20 protein-coding genes are annotated in these 19,795 nt (G+C 61.1%); 9 read left to right on the forward strand and 11 right to left on the reverse strand.

Annotation, left to right across the window (positions count from 1 at the left end; translation table 11 throughout):
* Together ACJ8FR_RS05380 and ACJ8FR_RS05385 are read right to left on the reverse strand one after the other, a co-directional pair.
* Positions 1-253: hypothetical protein (locus ACJ8FR_RS05380; protein WP_407827593.1), on the reverse strand; the 253-nt coding region annotated here is incomplete at its 3' end.
* A gap of 397 nt (positions 254-650) precedes the next feature.
* The gene (locus ACJ8FR_RS05385) at positions 651-1,805 is read right to left on the reverse strand and encodes a hypothetical protein (protein ID WP_407827594.1); all 1,155 of its coding nucleotides are present in this window, start codon (positions 1,803-1,805) and stop codon (positions 651-653) included.
* A 432-nt stretch (positions 1,806-2,237) separates the two neighbouring features.
* On the opposite strand from ACJ8FR_RS05385, the gene xrtV reads away from it, so the two are divergent.
* Together xrtV and epsI are read left to right on the forward strand one after the other, a co-directional pair.
* Complete coding sequence (xrtV, locus tag ACJ8FR_RS05390) at positions 2,238-3,137, forward strand: exosortase V (RefSeq protein ID WP_407827595.1); 900 nt, start codon at positions 2,238-2,240, stop codon at positions 3,135-3,137.
* Positions 3,134-3,826, forward strand: coding sequence for an exosortase-associated protein EpsI, V-type (gene epsI, locus ACJ8FR_RS05395; RefSeq protein ID WP_407827596.1), 693 nt, complete (start codon positions 3,134-3,136; stop codon positions 3,824-3,826). Before xrtV ends, epsI begins: the two co-directional genes overlap by 4 nt.
* A gap of 164 nt (positions 3,827-3,990) precedes the next feature.
* Here epsI and ACJ8FR_RS05400 read toward each other — a convergent pair whose 3' ends face one another.
* Positions 3,991-4,245: an XrtV sorting system accessory protein gene (locus ACJ8FR_RS05400; RefSeq protein WP_407827597.1), complete on the reverse strand. Its 255-nt coding sequence runs from the start codon at positions 4,243-4,245 to the stop codon at positions 3,991-3,993.
* An 80-nt stretch (positions 4,246-4,325) separates the two neighbouring features.
* Here ACJ8FR_RS05400 and ACJ8FR_RS05405 point away from each other — a divergent pair, with 80 nt between their 5' ends.
* Entirely contained in the window at positions 4,326-5,141 is an 816-nt protein-coding gene (locus ACJ8FR_RS05405; RefSeq protein ID WP_407827598.1) for an EpsD family peptidyl-prolyl cis-trans isomerase, read from the forward strand.
* Positions 5,142-5,147: 6 nt separating this feature from the next.
* On the opposite strand, the gene ACJ8FR_RS05410 is transcribed toward ACJ8FR_RS05405, so the two are convergent.
* The 4 genes from ACJ8FR_RS05410 to ACJ8FR_RS05425 form a co-directional block, all read right to left on the reverse strand.
* Complete coding sequence (locus ACJ8FR_RS05410) at positions 5,148-5,753, reverse strand: CpsD/CapB family tyrosine-protein kinase (protein ID WP_407827599.1); 606 nt, start codon at positions 5,751-5,753, stop codon at positions 5,148-5,150.
* 217 nt (positions 5,754-5,970) lie between these two features.
* Positions 5,971-7,350 (reverse strand): lipopolysaccharide biosynthesis protein, encoded by a 1,380-nt coding sequence (locus ACJ8FR_RS05415; RefSeq protein ID WP_407827600.1) that lies wholly within the window; start codon positions 7,348-7,350, stop codon positions 5,971-5,973.
* A 61-nt stretch (positions 7,351-7,411) separates the two neighbouring features.
* A complete protein-coding gene (locus tag ACJ8FR_RS05420; RefSeq protein ID WP_407827601.1) occupies positions 7,412-8,665 on the reverse strand; it encodes a hypothetical protein in 1,254 nt (417 codons plus the stop codon).
* Positions 8,665-9,213, reverse strand: coding sequence for a polysaccharide biosynthesis/export family protein (locus ACJ8FR_RS05425; RefSeq protein WP_407827602.1), 549 nt, complete (start codon positions 9,211-9,213; stop codon positions 8,665-8,667). Before ACJ8FR_RS05425 ends, ACJ8FR_RS05420 begins: the two co-directional genes overlap by 1 nt.
* Positions 9,214-9,455: 242 nt before the next feature.
* On the opposite strand from ACJ8FR_RS05425, the gene ACJ8FR_RS05430 reads away from it, so the two are divergent.
* The 3 genes from ACJ8FR_RS05430 (at position 9,456) to ACJ8FR_RS05440 (ending at position 13,519) form a co-directional block, all read left to right on the forward strand.
* Positions 9,456-10,832, forward strand: a complete 1,377-nt coding sequence (locus ACJ8FR_RS05430; RefSeq protein WP_407827603.1) for a tetratricopeptide repeat protein — start codon at positions 9,456-9,458, stop codon at positions 10,830-10,832.
* Positions 10,832-12,325 (forward strand): exopolysaccharide biosynthesis polyprenyl glycosylphosphotransferase, encoded by a 1,494-nt coding sequence (locus tag ACJ8FR_RS05435; RefSeq protein ID WP_407827604.1) that lies wholly within the window; start codon positions 10,832-10,834, stop codon positions 12,323-12,325. Before ACJ8FR_RS05430 ends, ACJ8FR_RS05435 begins: the two co-directional genes overlap by 1 nt.
* Before the next feature lie 309 nt (positions 12,326-12,634).
* On the forward strand, positions 12,635-13,519 hold the full coding sequence (locus ACJ8FR_RS05440) for a cell wall hydrolase (protein ID WP_407827605.1): 885 nt from the start codon (positions 12,635-12,637) through the stop codon (positions 13,517-13,519).
* A 153-nt stretch (positions 13,520-13,672) separates the two neighbouring features.
* On the opposite strand, the gene ACJ8FR_RS05445 is transcribed toward ACJ8FR_RS05440, so the two are convergent.
* Positions 13,673-14,431, reverse strand: coding sequence for a PEPxxWA-CTERM sorting domain-containing protein (locus ACJ8FR_RS05445; protein WP_407827606.1), 759 nt, complete (start codon positions 14,429-14,431; stop codon positions 13,673-13,675).
* A gap of 431 nt (positions 14,432-14,862) precedes the next feature.
* Here ACJ8FR_RS05445 and ACJ8FR_RS05450 point away from each other — a divergent pair, with 431 nt between their 5' ends.
* The 3 genes from ACJ8FR_RS05450 (at position 14,863) to ACJ8FR_RS05460 (ending at position 16,872) form a co-directional block, all read left to right on the forward strand.
* The gene (locus tag ACJ8FR_RS05450; protein ID WP_407827607.1) at positions 14,863-15,084 is read left to right on the forward strand and encodes a helix-turn-helix transcriptional regulator; all 222 of its coding nucleotides are present in this window, start codon (positions 14,863-14,865) and stop codon (positions 15,082-15,084) included.
* A gap of 71 nt (positions 15,085-15,155) precedes the next feature.
* Positions 15,156-16,385: a glycosyltransferase gene (locus ACJ8FR_RS05455; protein ID WP_407827608.1), complete on the forward strand. Its 1,230-nt coding sequence runs from the start codon at positions 15,156-15,158 to the stop codon at positions 16,383-16,385.
* Positions 16,386-16,437: 52 nt separating this feature from the next.
* The gene (locus ACJ8FR_RS05460; RefSeq protein WP_407827609.1) at positions 16,438-16,872 is read left to right on the forward strand and encodes a hypothetical protein; all 435 of its coding nucleotides are present in this window, start codon (positions 16,438-16,440) and stop codon (positions 16,870-16,872) included.
* A gap of 37 nt (positions 16,873-16,909) precedes the next feature.
* Here the strand turns inward: ACJ8FR_RS05460 and ACJ8FR_RS05465 are convergent, their stop codons facing one another.
* From ACJ8FR_RS05465 to ACJ8FR_RS05475, 3 genes are all read right to left on the reverse strand, one after another.
* Positions 16,910-17,836, reverse strand: a complete 927-nt coding sequence (locus ACJ8FR_RS05465) for a glycosyltransferase (RefSeq protein WP_407827610.1) — start codon at positions 17,834-17,836, stop codon at positions 16,910-16,912.
* Positions 17,812-18,843, reverse strand: coding sequence for a glycosyltransferase family 2 protein (locus tag ACJ8FR_RS05470; RefSeq protein ID WP_407827611.1), 1,032 nt, complete (start codon positions 18,841-18,843; stop codon positions 17,812-17,814). The genes ACJ8FR_RS05465 and ACJ8FR_RS05470 overlap by 25 nt, the downstream gene beginning before the upstream one ends.
* 72 nt (positions 18,844-18,915) lie before the next feature.
* Complete coding sequence (locus ACJ8FR_RS05475) at positions 18,916-19,794, reverse strand: hypothetical protein (RefSeq protein ID WP_407827612.1); 879 nt, start codon at positions 19,792-19,794, stop codon at positions 18,916-18,918.
* Position 19,795 lies beyond the last annotated feature (1 nt).

The following is a 19,795-nucleotide window of genomic DNA, read 5'->3' on the forward strand; positions in this document are numbered from 1 at the left end:
CTTCCGCCACCAGCAATTGGTCGCCGGCGTTGCCCCAGGCGGCCATGCAATTCTTGCCGGCCGTGATCGTCTTCAACGGAGTTGCCGGCTGCTGGGCGGCCGAACAGCCGTTGCCGTCATTTCCAGTCGCCGAGTTGACGAAATAACGATGCGCGCCGCTATGAAGCGGCAGATTGGCGAAGCCGTTGGCGTCGACGCCGTTGCCGATGGATGCGTCGTAACCCCCTTGGTCGATTACCGCGGGGGTTGGCACCGATACCGGCGGGCTTGGAGCCGTGACGGATGGCGTTGCAACCGGCGCGCTCGCGTTTTCGTCAGCCGACGGGCCCCTGGATACGCCGCAGGCGCCCAGGGAACAAAGACACGCGAGCAGTCCAATTTGGCTGCTCAGCCCGAAACGCTCAACCATTAGGTAACATCCCCGCGAACCGCGTACTTACTTGCCCCACTCGTAGTTAAAGCATTGCTACCTATGAAGGCCGCTCCCGCGAGATCCCCGGGCACTTAGGCGGAATTCCCCAAACCCCGTATGCTCTATCCGTCTGGGATAGTTAAGGTGTTCTCAAGCGTCCACGGACTGACATAATATTCCGGTTAAACCGGCGATATTTCCGCCGAACCGTTAGGAAGCGGCCAACAAGCGGAAGCAGCTAGGCCAATTCTGACTCCAGCCCTTTGACGGCTGATTGCTTCGATCCCGCTTGCTGTTGTCGGGTAACCCGACGCAGGGGCGCTCGACTACCAGCAACCGCGCCGGCCATGATATAGGTCAGCGGCAGAATGTCCGAATTTGGAATGAGGTCGGCAACGTTCACTGCCAACAGCAGGCAGAGTCCGCCGAGCACAACGGTTGCCTCCGTGACCGGGCCTCGAATGGCCGATCGGCCGTTGAGGACCGACGCGGCGAACAGGCCGAACAGCGACAGGTAACCTGCCCATCCGAACATGCCGAACTGGATGATCCAGAATCCGTCGGTGACGGAGACGTCTTCGCCGGAGCCCGCGTCATAGACCCGGTTGCGGCCCCAGGTCCCCCAGCCGAACATCCGTTTCTCATTGCCCTTCGCCAGCAGGACATCCTCGTTAGACACCCTCGTCTGGAACGACGACGCTCGATCTTCGCTGACGTGACTGGCCAGTTCGACCATCTTGTGGACCGGGATGATGTCGTAGCCGCGCAGGATCGGGTAAGACGCGACCACCAGCAGGACCACGGCCGAAATCCGCCACCACGTCCGCGGCCTCGTCAATAACACGACCGGCCCCACAATCACCGCATAAACCATTGATGCCAAGCTCTTGCAGAGCAGAAGGAGGACAGCGAGATAGGCAGCGACAGCCCCCGCTGGGAAGCTGAATAGTCGCCATTTCGCTCTCGTTGCCACAATCGCGGCGACTAGGGCCATGCATGTGAACAAAGCCACTTCCAGCCCGTGACCAAGGAATACTACGGGACGGAAGCCGCCGTTGCGATATTGCTGAACGAAACTATGTGGGAAAAAGCCGTAAACCCAGCTGTGAAGAATCGGACTAAAGCGAACTTCGAACAGCATCGGCAAGCTGTAGAACAGGGCTGCAATCGGCACCGATTTCAGCAATAGCGCACGGCCCTTGGCCGACGAAAGAAAGCGCATCCCGACGAAAAAGGGTGCGAGCGTGAACAGATTGCGCAACGCAAGCTTGAGACCATCGAGCAGATAAAGACCCTGAATACTCGCTCTGCCGATCCGAAGCTCATAACTGTTGTTGAACGTCGTAAAAATCGGCGAGATAACAAAGGAAAAAGCTAAGAAATAGATAACCACTGACGAGTGGGGCCGTGGCGTCCGCGTGCCTTTCATCCAACACAATACTGCAGTGGTTATCGCGGAGATAAGAAACTTATCCAGCGGCGGAAGCAGTGCGACATCCACGCTCGTGGCTGATGGAAGCAGAAGATAGCCACCAAGGAGGGAACCGATCGCCGCTTTTTCCAGCGGTAGCCGCGCGAATAACCCAAGACATACGAACGGCCACGCAAAGAGCGCAAAATAGGCAAAAAAGTTCGGGATTGCTGTCTATCCTCTTGCTCGCCTACGACACGAGGTGCTGAAAAATACGGTCTAGATCCAGAACGTCCAGCCCGCCGACTTTTTGAACTCGCGACTAGGCGGCAACCGTCCTAATCAGGGACTCGCTAACTTGCGGCAAACTCAAGCGAAGTTTAGCGTGGAGCATCTTAACGGAGAGGGTTGAAATTGAACGTCGAGAATTCGGCTGCGGTGATGGAGGTCCCGACGCGCTCTCCATCACACCTGCTGAAGATTGCAAACATCCTGCTTGCCGTTGGCGTGGTCGCTTTGGTCGCGCCGACCATGTTCCAAGTCGCCCGCGACTCCTGGTCGTCGGAGCAAGGCGGGCACGGGCCGCTGGTATTGGTAACCGGCATCTGGGCTGTTTGGCGGGAACTCAAAGCCACTAAGCCTGATCTCGCGCCGGGCAATTTAGGCGTCGGCTTGCTGCTGATCGGGATTTGCCTCTGCGTATTCGTCTTGGCACGGATTACGGGAATCCTGGAAATAGAGGCCTTCGCGATGTACGGCGCCCTGGTAGCTGGCGCGTACATGCTGTGGGGCAAGCGCTTGATCGGCGCGATATGGTTTCCGCTCATATATTTGGCTTTCACATTGCCGCCCCCCGACACTTTGGTCGCCGCGGTCACTCAGCCAATTAAGATTGCGATCTCTACCTTTGCAGTTTCCTTGCTGCACTGGGCCGGATATCCGGTTGCCAGCTCGGGGGTCACCATTCAGATCGGACAATACGACCTGCTGGTAGCCGCCGCGTGCGCCGGACTGAATTCCATCCTCACTCTAACGGCACTCTGCCTATTCTACGTCTACCTGCGGCATCGATCAGACCCTGTTGCCTTCATAGTCATCGCTCTGGCAGCGATCCCCATCGCGGTCATCTCGAACTTCGTCCGGGTTCTGGTGCTAGTCCTGATCACGTATCATCTCGGAGACGCTGCGGCCCAAGGTTTCTTGCATGATTTTGCGGGTCTGCTGATGTTTGCCGTCGCTTTGTTTACGATCTTCGGGATCGACAAATTGGCGACGCCACTAATCGCACGCTTCGGCAAAAGAGCAACGGCATGAGGCCCGTCCTCGACGGCTTCACGACACCGAAGACGGATCGGCGGAAGTTCCTGCTCGGATTGCTGTTCTGCTCCGCAGCCGGCGCCGCCGCAATCAGACAGCCGCGGAGAAAGCTGGACTATCTCGGCCGCGCAAAACTCGACAAACTAATTCCGGAAACGATCGGCAAGTGGAAGTTCGTCGCTTCCAGCGGTTTGGTCGTTCCGCCTGACGACCAGCTTGCGCAGGCAATCTATGCTCAGCAATTGACGCGCGTTTATTCCGATGGGGAAAGCCCACCCATCATGCTTCTGCTGGCTCAAAACGGCAGTCAGACAGGCTTCCTTCAAATTCATCGGCCAGAGACATGTTACACTGCTGGCGGTTATCAGATCTCGCCCTTGGAACCCCACCCCTTACGATACGGGTCTAAGACACTTCCGGCCAACAGCATGGAAGCAATTGCGAACGGCTCTACTGAGCATATCGTTTACTGGACTCGCGTAGGGACCCTGCTGCCGCGAAGCTGGAAGGAGCAGAAAGCAGCCGTCGCCGTCCAGAATCTGGAAGGCATCATTCCCGATGCTATTCTTTGCCGAGTGTCAGCCGTGAGCAACGATGGCCCGGCAACCTACAAGGCGATCGACGAATTCATTCGAGAGATGATCGCCGCTGTCCCGCGGTCGATGCAGCGAGTGTTCACCGCCTAATAAGATTTGGGCAGCGGCTCGCCAGCTGGAATTGAAGTGGCTGTCGCGTTCGCCCTCGGTCCATCAGCAACATCCATCATAAGGAAGTCGCGAAGGCCTTTTTGACCTCTAAATGGGATCGACGCAAAACGCCGTGGCCTGTTCTCGGCCTCGCCCTGAGCATTTTACGATTGCGGCTTTGTCGGAAAGGGCTTCAGAAAATAGAGGATGAACCCGACCGTTGCTACTAGTAGCAGCACAGCGACCACGTGCCGCCCTTCGTTGCCGAAGTAGTTGGCTGCCGCACAACCGACACCGGCTCCGAGATAGTAGAGGAGAGACGCATCCTTTTCAGCATGTTCGCCGGTTGATCGCTGTAAAAAAAGGACCACCAGCCCGGCGAAGATGCCCAGCGAGACCCAGTCGTAAATCGTGCTCAAATGCGCTCCCCTGCCGCCGCTGGAACGACCCAGAATCGCATGCTATGGCTCAAACACATCTTATTCAACGGGGCATCTTAATGCGTCAGCGTATCTTATTCGGCATCTTCGTCGCGCTCATCTCGAGCGGCTGTCAAAAGAAGGCGTCCGGCCAAACGGTCGCCGTGGTGAACAATGAGGAAATTACAGCCGGGGAGCTCAACGACGCGTTGAGCAAGAATGCCCCGGCGGGTGCGACGAACACCAAGGAAGCGCGCGCCGCCATCCTTCAGCAGCTGATCGATCGCAAGTTATTGGTTCAGCAGGCCAAGAACGACGGCCTCGACAAGTCGCCGGAGTTCATCAACCAGCAGCGTCGTGGCACCGAAGACCTGCTGATCAGCATGCTTGTGTCGCGCAAGGTGAATACGAGCCAGCTGCCCTCGGCCGATGAAGTCAACCGGTACGAAGCGGCGCATCCGGGGATTTTCGCCAATCGCGAGCTCTGGACGTTATCACAGATCGTTTATCCGCTGCCCGTTGACTCAGCAGTGACGACAAAGATCACGGCGGCCAAGACTCTGGACGAAGTCGCGCAGGTTCTGTCGGCAAGCGGCATCCAGTCCACGCGGGCTAGCAGGCAGATCGACAGCGCGGTCTTGCCGCCCACAATCTACGCGCAGATCAGCCGATTGCGGGAAGGTGAGCCGTTCATCGCTCCTGGTCCAGGCAAGGCCGTGGCGAGCGTCATCACGGCGCGTAAGCCGCAGCCGCTTTCTGGCGACCAGGCGCGTCAGATCGCCCTTCAATCGGTGCGGCGGGACAACGCGGGCAAGTTCGTGCAGGATCGGATCAAGGAGCTGAAAGCGAAGGCTAAGATCGAGTATCAGCCGGGCTTTGCGCCCCCTAAGAGCTAAGAGCGATCAGTCTTCGTCGGTGTCGCGGCTGGCGTAATATTCGCTCGCGTACCGATCTTCGATGCCATAGCCTTCGCTGAACATACCGCCGCGATACTTGTTGAGCACCACGCCGGCAAGGCGCCCGTGGCCGAGCATTTCGACCGTGGCCGCAATCTCGCGCTGCGTGGTTTTCCCGTCCTGCGCGACGATGATGTAGCCGTCGAGCGCTTCCATGATGATCGCCGCATCGTCGTTGGCGAAGACCGGCGGCAGGTCACAGATGAAGTAATTGCGTTCATCCGAGTTGCGCATCGTCCGAAACAGCGCGGTCGCGCGGTCGCTCGCGAGAAGTTCGGCCGAATGGACCGGTCCTGCGACGCTCGGAATGACGATCAGTTCCTGCCCTTGCGGCATGAAGCCCGAAAGAACGCTCCGCGGTTCCGACTGCTCAAGATAATTGACGATACCTTCTTCAGTTTCGATGCCGAAGATATCTTTGACCGTTCCGCGACGCAGGTCGAGATCGAGCAGATAGGTTTGAAAGCGCGGGTCGCGACTCATGGCCGCGGCGACGTTGGCGGAAACAAACGACTTGCCGACGCTGGGCGTGGCCGAGGCCACTCCCAGCATTCTCCAGCCGCGTTCGCGCTGGAGCGCGACGAGCTTTGAACGGATGAGATTGAAGCTGCGTGAGCTCGCGTTTCGACTGTCAAAGCCATGGACCAGCCGCCGTTTGGCCTCACTCCTGCTCCATGGGAACTCTTGGGTCTCGCCGCGCTTCGGAAATGCCGGCGCGATCCTCACCTGTCGCACCTCGCCTGCCAGCTCGGACTTCGGTTCTAACGGACTATGCTGCAAGTCGCTTCTCCCGCGCGAGGAATCCGCGGAAGCGCCGAGTTCGGGGCTGCGGCTTCGATTTGATCAGCGGTACGAGACCGATAACCGGCAGGTCGAGCTGCTCGAGCTGCTTAGGGCTGCGCACCGGGCGGTTCACCAGCTCGATGCCGAGCGCGAGGAGAAGGCCGAGGAGCAAGCCCGTGGCGCCGCCGGCAGCAACGAGCAGCGGCCGGTTCGGCGAATAGGGACGGTCGGGCAAGTTGGCCGGCTCGACCAGGGACAATCGCTCCGCCCGCTGTTCCGAAGCCATCCTGGCGCTGTTCTGCGCTTTCAGGAGGTTCTCGGAAATCTGTTGATATTGATTGCGCAAGGTCGTCGCGCGATTCTCCAGCTGCATCGCCTGTTCGAGGATCGCCGGCGCGCGGGCCGATCCGGCCACGGCGGCATTGGCACGCGACATCGTCGCGTCGCGCTGGTCCATAAGCTGGCGGATCGCGGAATTGTTGGCGGCAATCTGCTCCTGGAGCGTCGTGTCCGGGGTCGCCGATCCGACCATCTGGCGGAGCTGTTTGACCCGCTCCCTGGCCGCGATCACGTCCGGGTGGGTGTCGCTAAACTGGGCCTGTGCGGCGGCCAGCGCTGCCTCGGCCGACGCCATCGCATCGTTGCCACCAGGACGCCGGCTTTGGGCGACAAGCTGCCGGTTTTCGCTCTGCAGCGCGGCGATTTGCGCGCTGAAGCTGCCCGTATCGAGTATCGCCGGCATGCCGCTACTGGTGAGTGCAGCGCCGTTGCGCGCCTTCAGGCCCGTCAGCTGGCCCTCGATGTCGGAGATCTGGCTCTGCAGCTTGTTGGCCTGATCCTGGAGGAAGCGGACGGTAAGCGTCGCCTGGTCCTCCACGTCCTGGCTGTCCATGGTCAGGAACTTGGAGACGAAGCTCTGCAAGACCGCCTGGGCCTTGCCGGGATCGGGATAATCGAAGCTCATCGCGATCGCGATCGTATTGTTCTGCGTGCCCGACTGCTGGCCGATGTCGCTCGACAGGGCCCCGACGCTGGTCGAATGGCGCATCTTCTCAATGACCTTCGACAGCGGCTGCCTGCGGCGCTCGCCGGGATAGAGATCGTTCTGTTCAATCAGCTCGATTAGGTCGCCGCGACTTAGCACTTGCTGGCGAATTCGGGCTATCCGCTGTTCGACCGCGCCATCGATCGGTGCATCGACGATCGACTTAGGCAGGTCTTGCGCCTGGACCAATAAAGTTGCCGTCGACCGGTAGGTTCGCGGTAGCGCGAACGCCGCGGCGACGCCAAGCGCAAGCGCGACCAGAAAACAAGTGAGGACATAGTAGCGCCGCTGCCAGAGAATGATCGGCAGATAGTTGATCATCCATCCAGGCGAGGACTGAGGCCCATCGGCCGAGTCTAAATCTGTCATTGGTCCGAATCTGTCATTGCACGTCACCGAGCCGGTATCGGATAAACACTGACGCATTAAGGTCGGTCTTGGGGTCCGGCCCATTCTGGGCCAGTTTGCGGGCCGCAAGGTTCACGCCGCCGAACAGCCGCTGACCGATCCTGCGCGTGTAGGCCCCTGCGGCCCGGTAGTAGCTAGATCTTGAAAACGTACGTCCGGAAATGACCGAAATGGGCGTCGAGTATCGCTCCGCACCGAGTGAGGCCTGGATCGACTGATTGGCATCAAGCTGACGTGAATAATCGATTCCCGCGCTGATCAACTTCGCCGGCCCGGCCACCGTTGCTGTCTGCTGGTCCGCTGAAACTCGCGCGCAATAAAAGTCACGCTCCCCTTGGCCGCACAGGTTAGCTTGCGCAGAGAGACCCGTCGAATGACGGATCACTAGCCCGTCGTCGATGCGCGAAAACGAGGCGCCGAGAGCCCCACTCAGCGTTACCCGCTCGGCTAGCAGCACCCGCCCAGTCACTTGCGGCGTAATCACTCGCACGCTGGCAGGACCGTCATATTCGGTGTCCTGTGCGACCAGCCGGGCGCCGACGGTCGTTCGCGGAGTGAGCTGCCGATCGTACCCAATCGATATCGGGACGGTCGTGTAGCTGCTGTCGTTGAGGCCGCCGCCGCCGTGGAAGACCACGCGCTCGGCCCCAGAGGTCAACGTAAGGCTGTCCCGCGGGCTAAGCGCGAATGACCCTCCAACATGCCCCGCTAGTCGGTAAGTACGGCCGGTGACGGATAGGAAATCTCCGCCGCCCCCGGGAAAGAGGATGGGCGGGGTCACATCTCCCCCTGGTGGGGGAGGGACGAGGGGCACGCCCAAGATCCGCGTGCCTAGCTGGCCACCCTCCTGATAGCTCGCGTCGACGTCGCCGAACAGGCGAACCTTTTCGCTCAGCGCTGTGTCGTGCCGGGCTGAGAGGTCCACCGACTGCTGTGAGCCGTGACCTGTGAAATAGCTGACGTTATCGACATAACCGGAAAGCACCGTGGTGCTTCGCGTACTGACGCGGCTATGCACCGCATGCAGCGAGATTCGCCCGAACCCGCTTCCTTCGTCGTCAACGAAGGACAGCTGCGGGTTCGTCGAATAGCCGACGCCGCCCTCGATATCGACGTAGGTTGATTGCCCAGCGGTGCGCACCGGTGCGGTTGAGTCAACCGGTGGGGCCGATGCTGCGGCGGTTCCCGCCTGCGCCGCCAACGTGGCCACGATTACCAGGGCGCTCATCAGGGGACCACCAATGTATCGCCGCTTTCGATGCGCGGGATTTCATTCGGGCCAAGGCGGCCCTCGCCGCGAAGCGCGTCCTGGAGGCGCACCGGCACAACGAATAACTGATCTCCGGCCTTGCGGATCACGCGAGCACCCCCGAGGTTCGCGAATTCAGCCGGCCCGCCGGCGATTGCGAGCGCCTCGAGGGCGTTGACATAGCGCCCCGGAGTGAAGGTCCCGGGACCACGTACCTTGCCAATCACCGAGAATTGGTAGCCGCTCGGCTTCCGTACCGAAACGGTCACCTGCGGCACTGGGCCCTTGTACTGCGGCTGCAGCCCCGCAGTGATGACGCGTTCGAGATCGCTCGGAAGACGCCCTGCGGCATTGACTTGTCCAACGAGTGGGAAGGCAAAGGTGCCGTCGGGCAGAACAAGCACGCTTCGCTGGAGTCTTTCATCGCCCCACACCAGAACTTCCAGCTCGTCACCCGGATTGATGCGGTAGGGTGTGCCTGCAACCGTCGCCGAGGGAGGCACCGAAAGCTGTGGCTGCGCCGACACGCCCGCCGCCAAAAAGAGAAGAGCGAATCCACTTGCAAGTTGCGCCAACCCCCGTCTGACCACCACCCGTCCCTTCCTGAAACACTTCCACCCAGCAGAGCTGTCATAACGACAATGAGTCGCCAAATCACTCTATTGCTTTGTTAAATTTAGAAAAGGATAATCCCTGCCGCTGGAGTAGCCATTTAATGCAGTTGCCGACGCATCTTATCCTGCGGACTGTCGCTTGCCTATCCGCGTCGATGCTTGTCGCCGGCTGCAGTTCCTCTGACTCGCGCGCGCGCGCGGCGCTCAGTGCTTATCAGAGCGCCGCCGCAACGAACGATGTCGCGGGCGCCCGGCGCGCCTTGCTGGAGCTCGTCGGCGCCAAGGATGACGTCGCGGAATATTGGGTCGAGCTGGGCAAGCTCGATGCCTCGACCGGCAGCTACGGCGATGCCTATTATGCGTTCACTCGAGCCTATGAGCTGGACCGGAGCAATGCTGATCTGCTGCGGGCAGTCACCCAGCTGGCGTTGCGCTCCGGAGATATAGCCCTGGCTCAAAGTCGGGCCCGCGAACTGGAGATTCTTGCTCCGGGGGATCCATGGGTCAAGATCACCAAGGGTTGGGGAGCGATCAGCCAGTCGCGTTTCGACGAGGCGCTTGCCGCGAGTGAGCAGCTACTTTCGACTTCGCCTCTCGACCCATCGGGAACGGTCCTCAAGGCCCGCGCTCTGATCGGCCTTAACCGGCAGGACGACGCCATCAGCCTGCTCAGCAAGCAGACGCAACTGCTGCCGACGGACAAGGGCAGCATGCAGCTCCTGGCGAGGATCTACGTGCGGCAGGCGGATTGGGCGAAGGCGGCCGAAATTTCGCGACGCCTAAGCCTGTTGGATCCACAGGATCAGGCCAACTCGCTTCTCCTGATCGAGACGGCCTTCCGGTCTGGAAACGTCGGCTTGGGTCGAGCCGCCTCCGACCGGGTGCTACAACCGACCGCGGCCCCGGCATTGGTTGCTTCGGTGCTCCGGATTTGGAGCGACTATTGGCCGTCGGCGCAGCGGGTCGACGACGCACGCTTGCTCGCCGCCCGCACCGCGGCTATCGAACAGAAGCTCGTGTACGCGGCTTTTCTAAGCCGGGCAGGCAGGCCTGCCGACGCAATCCGGCTGGCAACGCCCGCAGCTGCGCTTCCGGTCAACGCAGAAAGCGCCGAAGCTAATGCAGTACTAGGCGATGCCTTGTCCCGCAGCGGAAACGTCGCGGCTGCAAAAAGCCGCTTCGACGCGGTAATCGCGTTCGATCCGGGCAACTCGACGGCGCTCCGCGGCCGCTCGGAACTCGACCTTAGGACGGGCAAAGTTGCGGCCGCGATCGTCGATGCGCAGAAGATCGTGACCGTTCTCCCCAGCTCGCCTGGCGACCGGCTGCTGCTGGCAAGGTGCTACGCGGCCGCGGGCAACAATGCTTGGGCTGAGAGGACTCTGTGGACCGCCTTCCAGGATATCCCGGCCGACGAGACGATCTACAACGCCCTTCTTGCGACGAAAAAGGGAAATGAGGAAGCAACTCGAGAGTTGCAGGAGGAGTTTGACCGTCAGCGTGAGGCGAGAGTTAGCCGGGGGCTTGTCTGATGCGGATAGATGATAACCCTTGCCTGTCCGTAGCGGCCGAGGCGACGTGCGACGAGGTTCGAACGACAGCGCCGACGCCCGCGGGGCAAAGCCTCCGCTTCACCTCCAACGTCGTCGGGTCCATGTTCCTGGTCACCGACGTCATCTGCTTCATCGTCGCGGCGCCGATCACGCTGGGCGCCTATTCACTGGTTCGCGGATCACGGCTCGACGTGCCGGTCCACATCACCGCCTTCATCCTGATGCTGGGCAGTTTCCTGCTGATCCGCTCGTCGCGCCAGGCATACCGGCGCAGCCTGCTCGACCTCAGTGACAATAGCGACACCACTTTCGATGCGGTGATCAGCAGCCTCATCGCCTCAGCGCTGATCTGGCAGGCCGGCCTCATCGAACATTATTCGCGCGGCATCACCTTGCTGTTCCTGGTCAGCGTGGTGCTGTGCCTGTCCGTCTCGCGGCCGATACTCAATCGCCTCATCACTAGGCTGGCGGAGCGCGGACAGATCGAGCAGCGCATCGCCTTCTACGGCGCCGACCCGGATTCGGTTTCACTCACGCGGCAGCTACTCGAGTCGCTCAAGTTCCCGCATCTCCGATTCGTCGGGATTGCCGACGATCGCGTCCGGGCGACCAACATCGACGGTCTGCCGATGATCGGCGACTTGGCCGCGCTGTGCGACGCGGCGCGACGCGGCGAAATCGATCAGGTGCTGATCAGCGGGGCGCACTTCACGCCCAAGCGCCTGGAGCAAATTGTCGTGGGACTAAGCGAGGTATGCGTCGACGTCTCCCTGATCCCCTCCCAGGCGATCGAGCTCGCTCCAAACTACCGCGTCAACCTGCTCGGCGCGGTTCCGGTCCTGACCCTGTGGCAGCGGCCGTTCCGCGATATGAACCGGCTGGCCAAGCGCGCGGAAGATTTGCTGCTGAGCGTGATTGCCGTGACGCTCCTGTCGCCGCTCCTGCTCGTGACCGCTTTGCTCGTCCGGCTGACAAGCCCGGGGCCGATCCTGTTCGTCCAGCCGCGCGTCGGCTTCAACAATGAAACGATCAACGTGTTTAAGTTCCGGACCATGTATAGCCACATGGCGGATCTCCGCGCGAAGCAGACGACGACCCGCGACGATCCTCGCGTGACCCCCGCCGGGCGCGTGTTGCGCCGTTTCAGCATCGACGAGCTGCCGCAGCTGTTCAACGTGCTCCAAGGGAGCATGTCCCTGGTCGGGCCGCGGCCGCACGGGACCGAGATGATGGTCGGCGAACGTTTCTATCACGAAGCCGTGCGCGGCTATGCCGGCCGGCACCGCGTGAAGCCCGGCATCACCGGCTATGCGCAGGTGAAGGGATTGCGCGGCGAAGTGAGGACGATTGAGCGGGCCAAGCGTCGGGTCGAGCTCGACAAACATTATGTCGATAACTGGTCCTTCTGGCTCGACATATGGATTCTCATCGCCACCGTCCGCGCCGTCCTGTTCGACCGTGACGCGTACTGAAGCGTGACGGAGATGGATTGGGGAGTCACAGGAGAGGCACCAAACCGCGACATGCACGTGGGTGATGCGGGCAAGCCCGCCCAGCGGCTCTTCCGCGCGCCCGGCAACAGGGACTTGCCGTGCATCGCGGACGAAGAAATGTCGCCGCGGCCGCGGCGGCAACGGCAATTACTTGGGCGGACGGTCGCCGTCGCGCTGGCCACGGCAGGCGTTGGACTGCTGGTCTATGGTTCGATGGCGTATAAATGGGGCGGCACCCAGCCAACGGTGACCGAGAAACTGCCGATCGCCTCGGCGTCCGCCGCGGTCATGAGCCTTCCGCCGCCGGACCTGTTGAAGCCGCTCTCTCCGCAAGAGGCAGTCAAGGAAAACGCGGAGCGGCCGTTCGTCGTACGGCCCGACACGGCGGCGAGAAAATTTGTCCTGAAAGCCGGCGCTGACGACCGCGAACGCGCGCTCACCTGCCTGGCGCAGGCTGTCTACTACGAAGCCGCCGCCGAGGGAGCGGAAGGAGAGCGCGCGGTCGCACAGGTCGTCCTCAATCGCATGCACCACCCGGGCTACGCAGCGAGCGTCTGCGGCGTCGTCTATCAGGGGTCGGAACGAGGCAGCGGCTGCCAGTTTACGTTCACTTGCGACGGCTCGCTGCTGCGGACGCCGGTGCCGGCCTTATGGACGCGAGCGCGCAAGATTGCCGAAGAGGCACTAGCTGGCCGGGTGTTCGCCTCCATCGGGCACGCAACCCACTATCACGCCGATTATGTGCTGCCATATTGGGCGGATTCCCTCGACAAGAGCGTGCAGATTGGACGTCACATCTTTTACCGCCTGCGCGGCCTATTGGGCGACAACCGCTCTTTCTTTCAGCGATATGCCGGCGCCGAGCCCCCCATCCCGACCCCGGGTTCCGTAGTCGTTTTGCCGCCCACAGCGGAAACTGCGCAGCTGGCGAGCGGCCTGGTCAGCGATGGCACCGATCCCGCCATACCCGAAATCGAAAAAGCTGGCCCGCCACCTTTGCCGCTCCTCGCGGATGTGTCGCCTGCGACGCTGCTCGTGGACGGGCAGGCTCCGCGCGCGCCGAAGGCCAAGGCGAAGTCGGCGAGTAACTGTGCCGCCAATAGCGAGGGAAAGCGGATCGCGCCGCTCGGCGCCAACGACATGCGCGCCGGCTTGAGCTCGTCGACCTGTTGATCCCCAGCCGTTCTTGAATGACGCGAAGCGCGCGCGGGCGCCAGCGTCCCCTGAAGGGCAAGCTGACTACGGTTTTAGCTTATGAAGCCTCGAGCAAAAAAATACGGCCCGGCGTGAGCCGGGCCGCAAGGGGTTACAAGTTAAAACTGTTGGTTAGGCAACCTGCATCAGGACGCCATTGCGGCGACGGCTGCGGCGCATCGCCATGCCGATGCCGCCGAAACCAAGGAGCATCATCGCCCAGGTCGCGGGCTCAGGCAGCGGCGCCGTACCCGTGGTCTGGATGGAGTTCTGCTTCACGTGATTGATCGCCGTGCTCGACAGAATCAGGATCGAGTCGATAGCCAGGTTTATATTGTTCGCATCACCGAAGATGTACTGCGTGTCACCGTTGCCATTCATGATCGGATTGCCAGTAGCGGGAAGCCAGGTGACGCCGCCGCCAGCGAGGTCGTAGTAGATGCTGACATTGCCCGCGACGAATTGCTGGATGCTGAACTCATAGAGGTAGAAGTCCGGCGCCGGATTCATCACCAACGCGAACAGATCATTCTCGCTGGGGGTGGGGTTCTGGCCGGTTGGGTTGACGCCATTAGCGTCTGCGATCTGCGCGAAGCCGTTGCCCCCGGTGATGTTGATGCTCGTGCCGGTTCCGAGCGTGGTTCCGTTGAAGCTCGTATAGCCCGTAAAACTGACGTTATGGCCAGCACCCGGGCTTGTATTGCCGTACACGGACTGGTCCTGCGTACTGCCTGCCGGATTGCTTGTCGTTAGAAAACCGGCATCGCCACTGGCGTAGATCTTAACATTCAGATCGGGCCCGGTCTGTTGCACGAGAGTCGGTACCGCGAATGCTGGAACTGCCGTTAGCATCGTCGCTGCCGCGAGAGCTGTCATCAATACGCGTCGCATAACTGTTTCCTTCCGTTGCCCCTGAAGGTGGGTTTGCCCGGCACTTCTTCTTAAGTGTGGTGCGGCCCCCAGCTCACGTTCGGTCGCGTGTTTGCGACTTGAAGCGGCCTTCGAATAAACGCTTTTTTAACGATTCGCAACAATATCGAGTTAACCATGAGTTAAGCGTGACTACCTAGTACGAAGGACTAGGTAATTATACCCATACCGCGGTATGCGTTGCTCGCCAGCAACGGCGGAAAAGCGCCATTCTTTAAGGATGAATAAAATCCGATCGGCAGGTTGTTATGATCCTGACGCGCGGCAAAATTGCGCGATGGCACCGCCGAACCGTCCGAAATTGGAACAGTGTGTTCAAATTGCTGTAACCCGATGGCGGACAAAGCGTATGTGCGGCTAGAGGCGGAAAAAGCCTTAGAGTGGAGTGCATGGTGAATTTTCCGAGGCAACAGGAAGATTTCGTCGCCTTGTCCGATCGGGAACGCGAGGTGCTGCAGTGCATCGCCAGCGGCCTGTCATCGAAGCAGTGCGCGCAGCAGCTCGGAATTGCTCCGCGCACGGTTGAGCGGCACGTCGAGAACCTGCGCAACAAGCTCAACGCTAGGAACAAGCCGCACCTTGTCGCCAAGGCCCTCGCTGGCGGGCACCTCTAGAATCTCACTTCCCTAAACCCGCCGCAGCTTTGCTATGATGCGCGCGGGGGACCAGCCGCGATGGAGCGAGAGTGCGCCTAGCCTATTTGTGCAATCTCTATCCGGCCGTCAGTCACTCGTTCGTGCGCCGCGAGATCGAAGCCGTCGTGCGCGCCGGCCATGAGGTGCACCGCTTCTCGCTTCGGCCGGCGCGTGGCGACCTGAAGGACCAGCAAGATTTGCGCGAAGCAGAGCGGACGGAAGCCGTCCTCGCTGAAGGCTTCATGCGTCTTGGGCTTTGCGCGTTGGGTCTGCTCCTGACACGACCAGCAAGGAGCCTCCAAGCGCTCGCCGCGGCATGGCGGCTTAGCGCACCGGGGCTGGAATCGATGTTCCGGCACTTGGCCTATTGGCTTGAGGCGGCTTGGCTGGTGCGCCGCATGGCAGAGTTGCAGGTGGAACATCTTCACGCGCACTTCGGTACCAACCCAGCGAGCGTCGCGGCGCTTGCGCGTGCTTGGGGTGGCCCGCCGTTCAGCTTCACCGCGCACGGTCCGGACGAGTTCGACGCGCCGCTTACCCTGTCGCTCCCGGCCAAGATCGAAGCGGCAAGCTTCGTCGTTGCGATCAGCAGCTACGGGCGGAGCCAGCTGATGCGCTGGAGCGACCCGCAACATTGGGGCAAGATCAGGGTCGTCGGCTGCGGCCTTGATGCCGCATTCTTGGAGGCGAGCGTTGAGCCGATTCCGGAAGGCTCGCCTGAATTCGTTTGTGTCGCGCGCCTTTCGGCTCAGAAAGGCTTGCCGCTGCTCATCGCCGCCTGCGATCAACTCCGCCAAGCCGGCGAGCGCTTCACCCTCACGATCATCGGCGATGGTGAGCTTCGGGAGAGCCTCGAAGAAGATATTCGGTTTCGCGAGCTGGGGAGCTTCGTGTTCCTCGCAGGCACCTGCTCCTCGGCGGAAATCCGCGACCATCTCCGTCGGTCGCGGGCATTCGTTCTGCCGAGCTTTGCCGAAGGCCTGCCGGTGGTGATCATGGAAGCGCTCGCGCTTGGTCGGCCGGTGATCAGCACCGCCATTGCTGGCATTCCTGAGCTCGTCGACGACACATGCGGCTGGCTGATCCCCGCCGGCTCGGAAGAGGCGCTAGTCGAAAAAATGTCGGCGGCGCTTCACGCGACCGCCGGCGATCTCGCCGCCAAGGGCGCTACAGGACGCGAAAGAGTCAAGCGGTTGCATGATGCCGAGCGAAACGCGGGATCGATTCTGGAGGCCATTCGCAGCACGCGAAGCGATGCCTCGTTCGGTCTCAGCGACTAGGCGATTTGATTGTTGCCGGCACGCCGACGGCAAGAGCGCCTGGGGGGACGTCTTGGAGCACCACGGCGTTAGCACCGATGCTGGCGAAATCGCCGACTTGAATGTCGCCGAGAATTACCGCGCCGGCTCCCACATCGACGCCTCGACCCAGAACCGGCGCCTTCGTCGGCTCGTCGACGCGACGGATTCCGAGCGTGCAATTCTGCCGTATGATGCATTCGTCGCCGATGACGGTCGCGCCATGGATGACGATCCCGGACTGATGTTCAATTACCACGCGCCTTCCGACGGACGCGGAATATGGCAGTTCAATCCCATAGTGGTTTCTAATGCGGCGGAAGAGATACCGGTAAATGACACTGAGGGGCGCTCGCAGCAGCTTGGACGAGATCGCCATTCGCCAGACGCCAAAGCGGTAGACCGCGAGTGCCCGGAATCCGGCCCTGCTGGAATCGCCCCCGTGAGCGGCGAGGTCTTCTCGGACTAGGCGAAGCATGGCCGAAAAGGTCGGTCGCGTGGTCGGTTCATTTATACTCAATGAGTGTCCCCGCCTCCCCGCGCATTCTCTGCCACCAGAAGCGGATCTGGCCAATTAAATGCGGCACTTTTCCCAGGACGATATGCGATGCGTAGAGCGCGCCCTTGCGGCGCTGTATCCGGAGCCAAAGGATCGGCCAGAGGGGCCATGCGATCGGCAAGCCCCAAACTAGATTGCTGACAACCTGCCTCTTCAAGTGGCGTTCGGTGTCGCCACGCCGCTGATGCGCTTCGGCTGTCGCGTAGCCGCTTCTGACGGAACGCTGCCACCATTGGCCGACGCGGGACATCGCTGCATCGTGCAGGGTCATCTCGTCATCCAGCCGCCATATCTTCCAGCCTGCCTGCCGAAGACGGAAGCAAAGATCAGGCTCCTCACCCGCGATCAACGTTTCCGTAAACCCTTCAACCGCCTTAAATGCTTTCGTACGCATAAGAGAATCGCCTCCGCAGGCGGCCGCTTCACCAACGGGCGTGTCCCATTCCATGTCGCACAGTTGATTGTACCGCGTTCGGTCCGGAAAGCGCTCGCGCCTCCGACCGCAGGCAATCGCCACCTCAGGATTGCAAGCGAGAAAGCTTGTAGCCTGCTCGACCCAACCTGGCTGCAACTCGCAATCGCCGTCGATGAACTGGATGAAATCGACCTCGTGATCCTCCAGCAGTTTGGCAGCGCCCGCGTTGCGCGCACGAGCTGCAGTAAAGGGACGATCAGCGAACAATTCGACGACCTCAGCGCCGCGCTCCTTCGCCAACGCCACGCTGCCGTCACTCGAGCCGGAGTCCACGTAAACGACGCGGTCGATCTCTTCTTTCACCGACCGCAGACAAACGTCGAGCCGCTCGCCCTCGTTGCGGCCGATGACGATGGCGCCGACAGCCGCAGGATCTACAGCCATCGCTTTTGCATCCAAACCGGCGACCTGCTTGGCTGCCGAAGCGCTGGCACTGGCGCCGAAGCAAAATCGTCTCGTCTCGGTCGCGCAAATTTCAGGAAGTCGCGAACCTCGTGATCCAAGAGTTTGGCGTTTCCTGTGAGCCCAAGCAGACGCCGAATCCGCCAGATACCGTGACCCATGATCCAGCCGCAAAAAGCGGCCCAAGACGCCAATCGTCCGCGGGTCAGACCAAAAAGTCGCGCCCTCGAGCGATACCAATAATGCGGTCTCCGCGGCCGCAAGCGCTCCACGACCTCACGACTATGCACACCGGTCGAGCCGCCACCGACATGCCGCACCCGGCTCCGAGGCTCAGTGGCGATTGCCCACCCCGCCCGCCGCATCCGCCACATCAACTCGATTTCCTCATGATAGAGGAAAAATCCTTCATCGAAGAGCCCGACTTGCTCGAGCGCTTCTCGTCGGATCATGACGCTTGCACCCGTTGCCCACTCGACTTCCCGCGCTTCGGCGGATTCGATGGCTACCGGTGGCACCTTTAGGAGTCGGTCGATGGCACCAGTCCCCGCGCCGCGCGCGAATTCTCCCCTGATCGTCGGAAAGCTGAACGCGCTGCCTGTCCAGGATCCGTCCAGCTCCAACAACTGGCTGCCAACGGCTGCCACCCGCGGATGCGCGTCCAGGTAATCGGCCAGACACCGGACCGCCCCCGGCTCGATCTCGGAATCGGGGTTGAGCAGGTGGATATATTCCGGGGGATCTCCTTGCCCGATCAGGCGGCTAATCGCGTGGTTGTTCGCCCAGCCGAACCCGCCATTGATCGCCAGCGGCATCAACTCGACCCAGTCCCGATATTCTGGCCGGTCGATGAACTTCGCCAACTCTTCGGCTGAGTTGTCGCCAGATCCGCCATCCACAACGATTGCTTTCAGGCCAGGCAGCCTGTCTCGCTCCTGGCGCAACGACGCAAGGCACGCCGCGGTCAGGCCTGGCGTCCGATGGTTGACCGTGACGATGCCCACCCTGCGCAGCAAATCAACTCCCCAAGCTCGTCGGCTCATTCTACCGGTCGCGCCGGTTCGCTCAACGGTGAGCTAAGCAGCTCTACCGAGCTGCCGGTCCGCTTCGGTGATCAGAGCGACACTGCTTTCGATGTTTCGGCAGCTCGACGCTCCGAATACGATTGATTCGACGTAGGGCTCACCGACGACCCATTCGATTGCTTCGCGCGGAGGGATGCCTCCCGACGCGAACACCGACATCGCGATCACCCGTGCCGGATATTTATTCGTGGCATCCCGGTAGGCTTCAATACCGCCGCTCATCCTAAACCCGGCCTTGTTCACGTTTGCGCACACGATCGGCTTCCGGACGCCAGCCGCATGCAGGGCCTCAAGTAGCTTGGGCAGGTTCATGGTGAAAAATCCTGCTTCAGCATTGTAGCGGCGCTTTATGTAGGCCTCGAAGCTGGCGAACACGTCGATGGCACCAAGGCCCAGGATCAGGTCGGTCACAACATTTTGCAGGAAGATCACCGGCGTTTCGAGTCCCTCGAACATTTTCATTTCGGCATCAATCAGCATGGACATCACTGATTCAAGATCCTTTGCCACCACCGCGCGCGCGCCGCGCGTCAGGGTATCCACCATGCCGCCGCTCGGGATGAACTTCTTGAGCGCTCCCAAATAACCAAGCTCGGTCACCGCGTTGGCATATTTGTGGGCGTACGGCATGCCCGGATGGAAAGTGAAGCCCTCCCATTTTTCGGGGTTCGACCGAACCTCCGCGGCAATCTGGCCCACGGTGTCGTGCGTCGTACACATGAAGTCTGACACGCCGGACTGCAGCGCGGACTGAAGGATATCGAGAATGGCCTCGATGTCCTGGAATTTTATCGCTTGTTGGCGAGCTTTTTCTTCGGAAAAATGATTGATCCCGAAGAACTGGTTGTCGCCGAAAAGAACACGCTGCACG

It is taken from the genome of Sphingomonas sp. (assembly GCF_045810705.1).
Lineage (GTDB): Bacteria > Pseudomonadota > Alphaproteobacteria > Sphingomonadales > Sphingomonadaceae > Sphingomicrobium.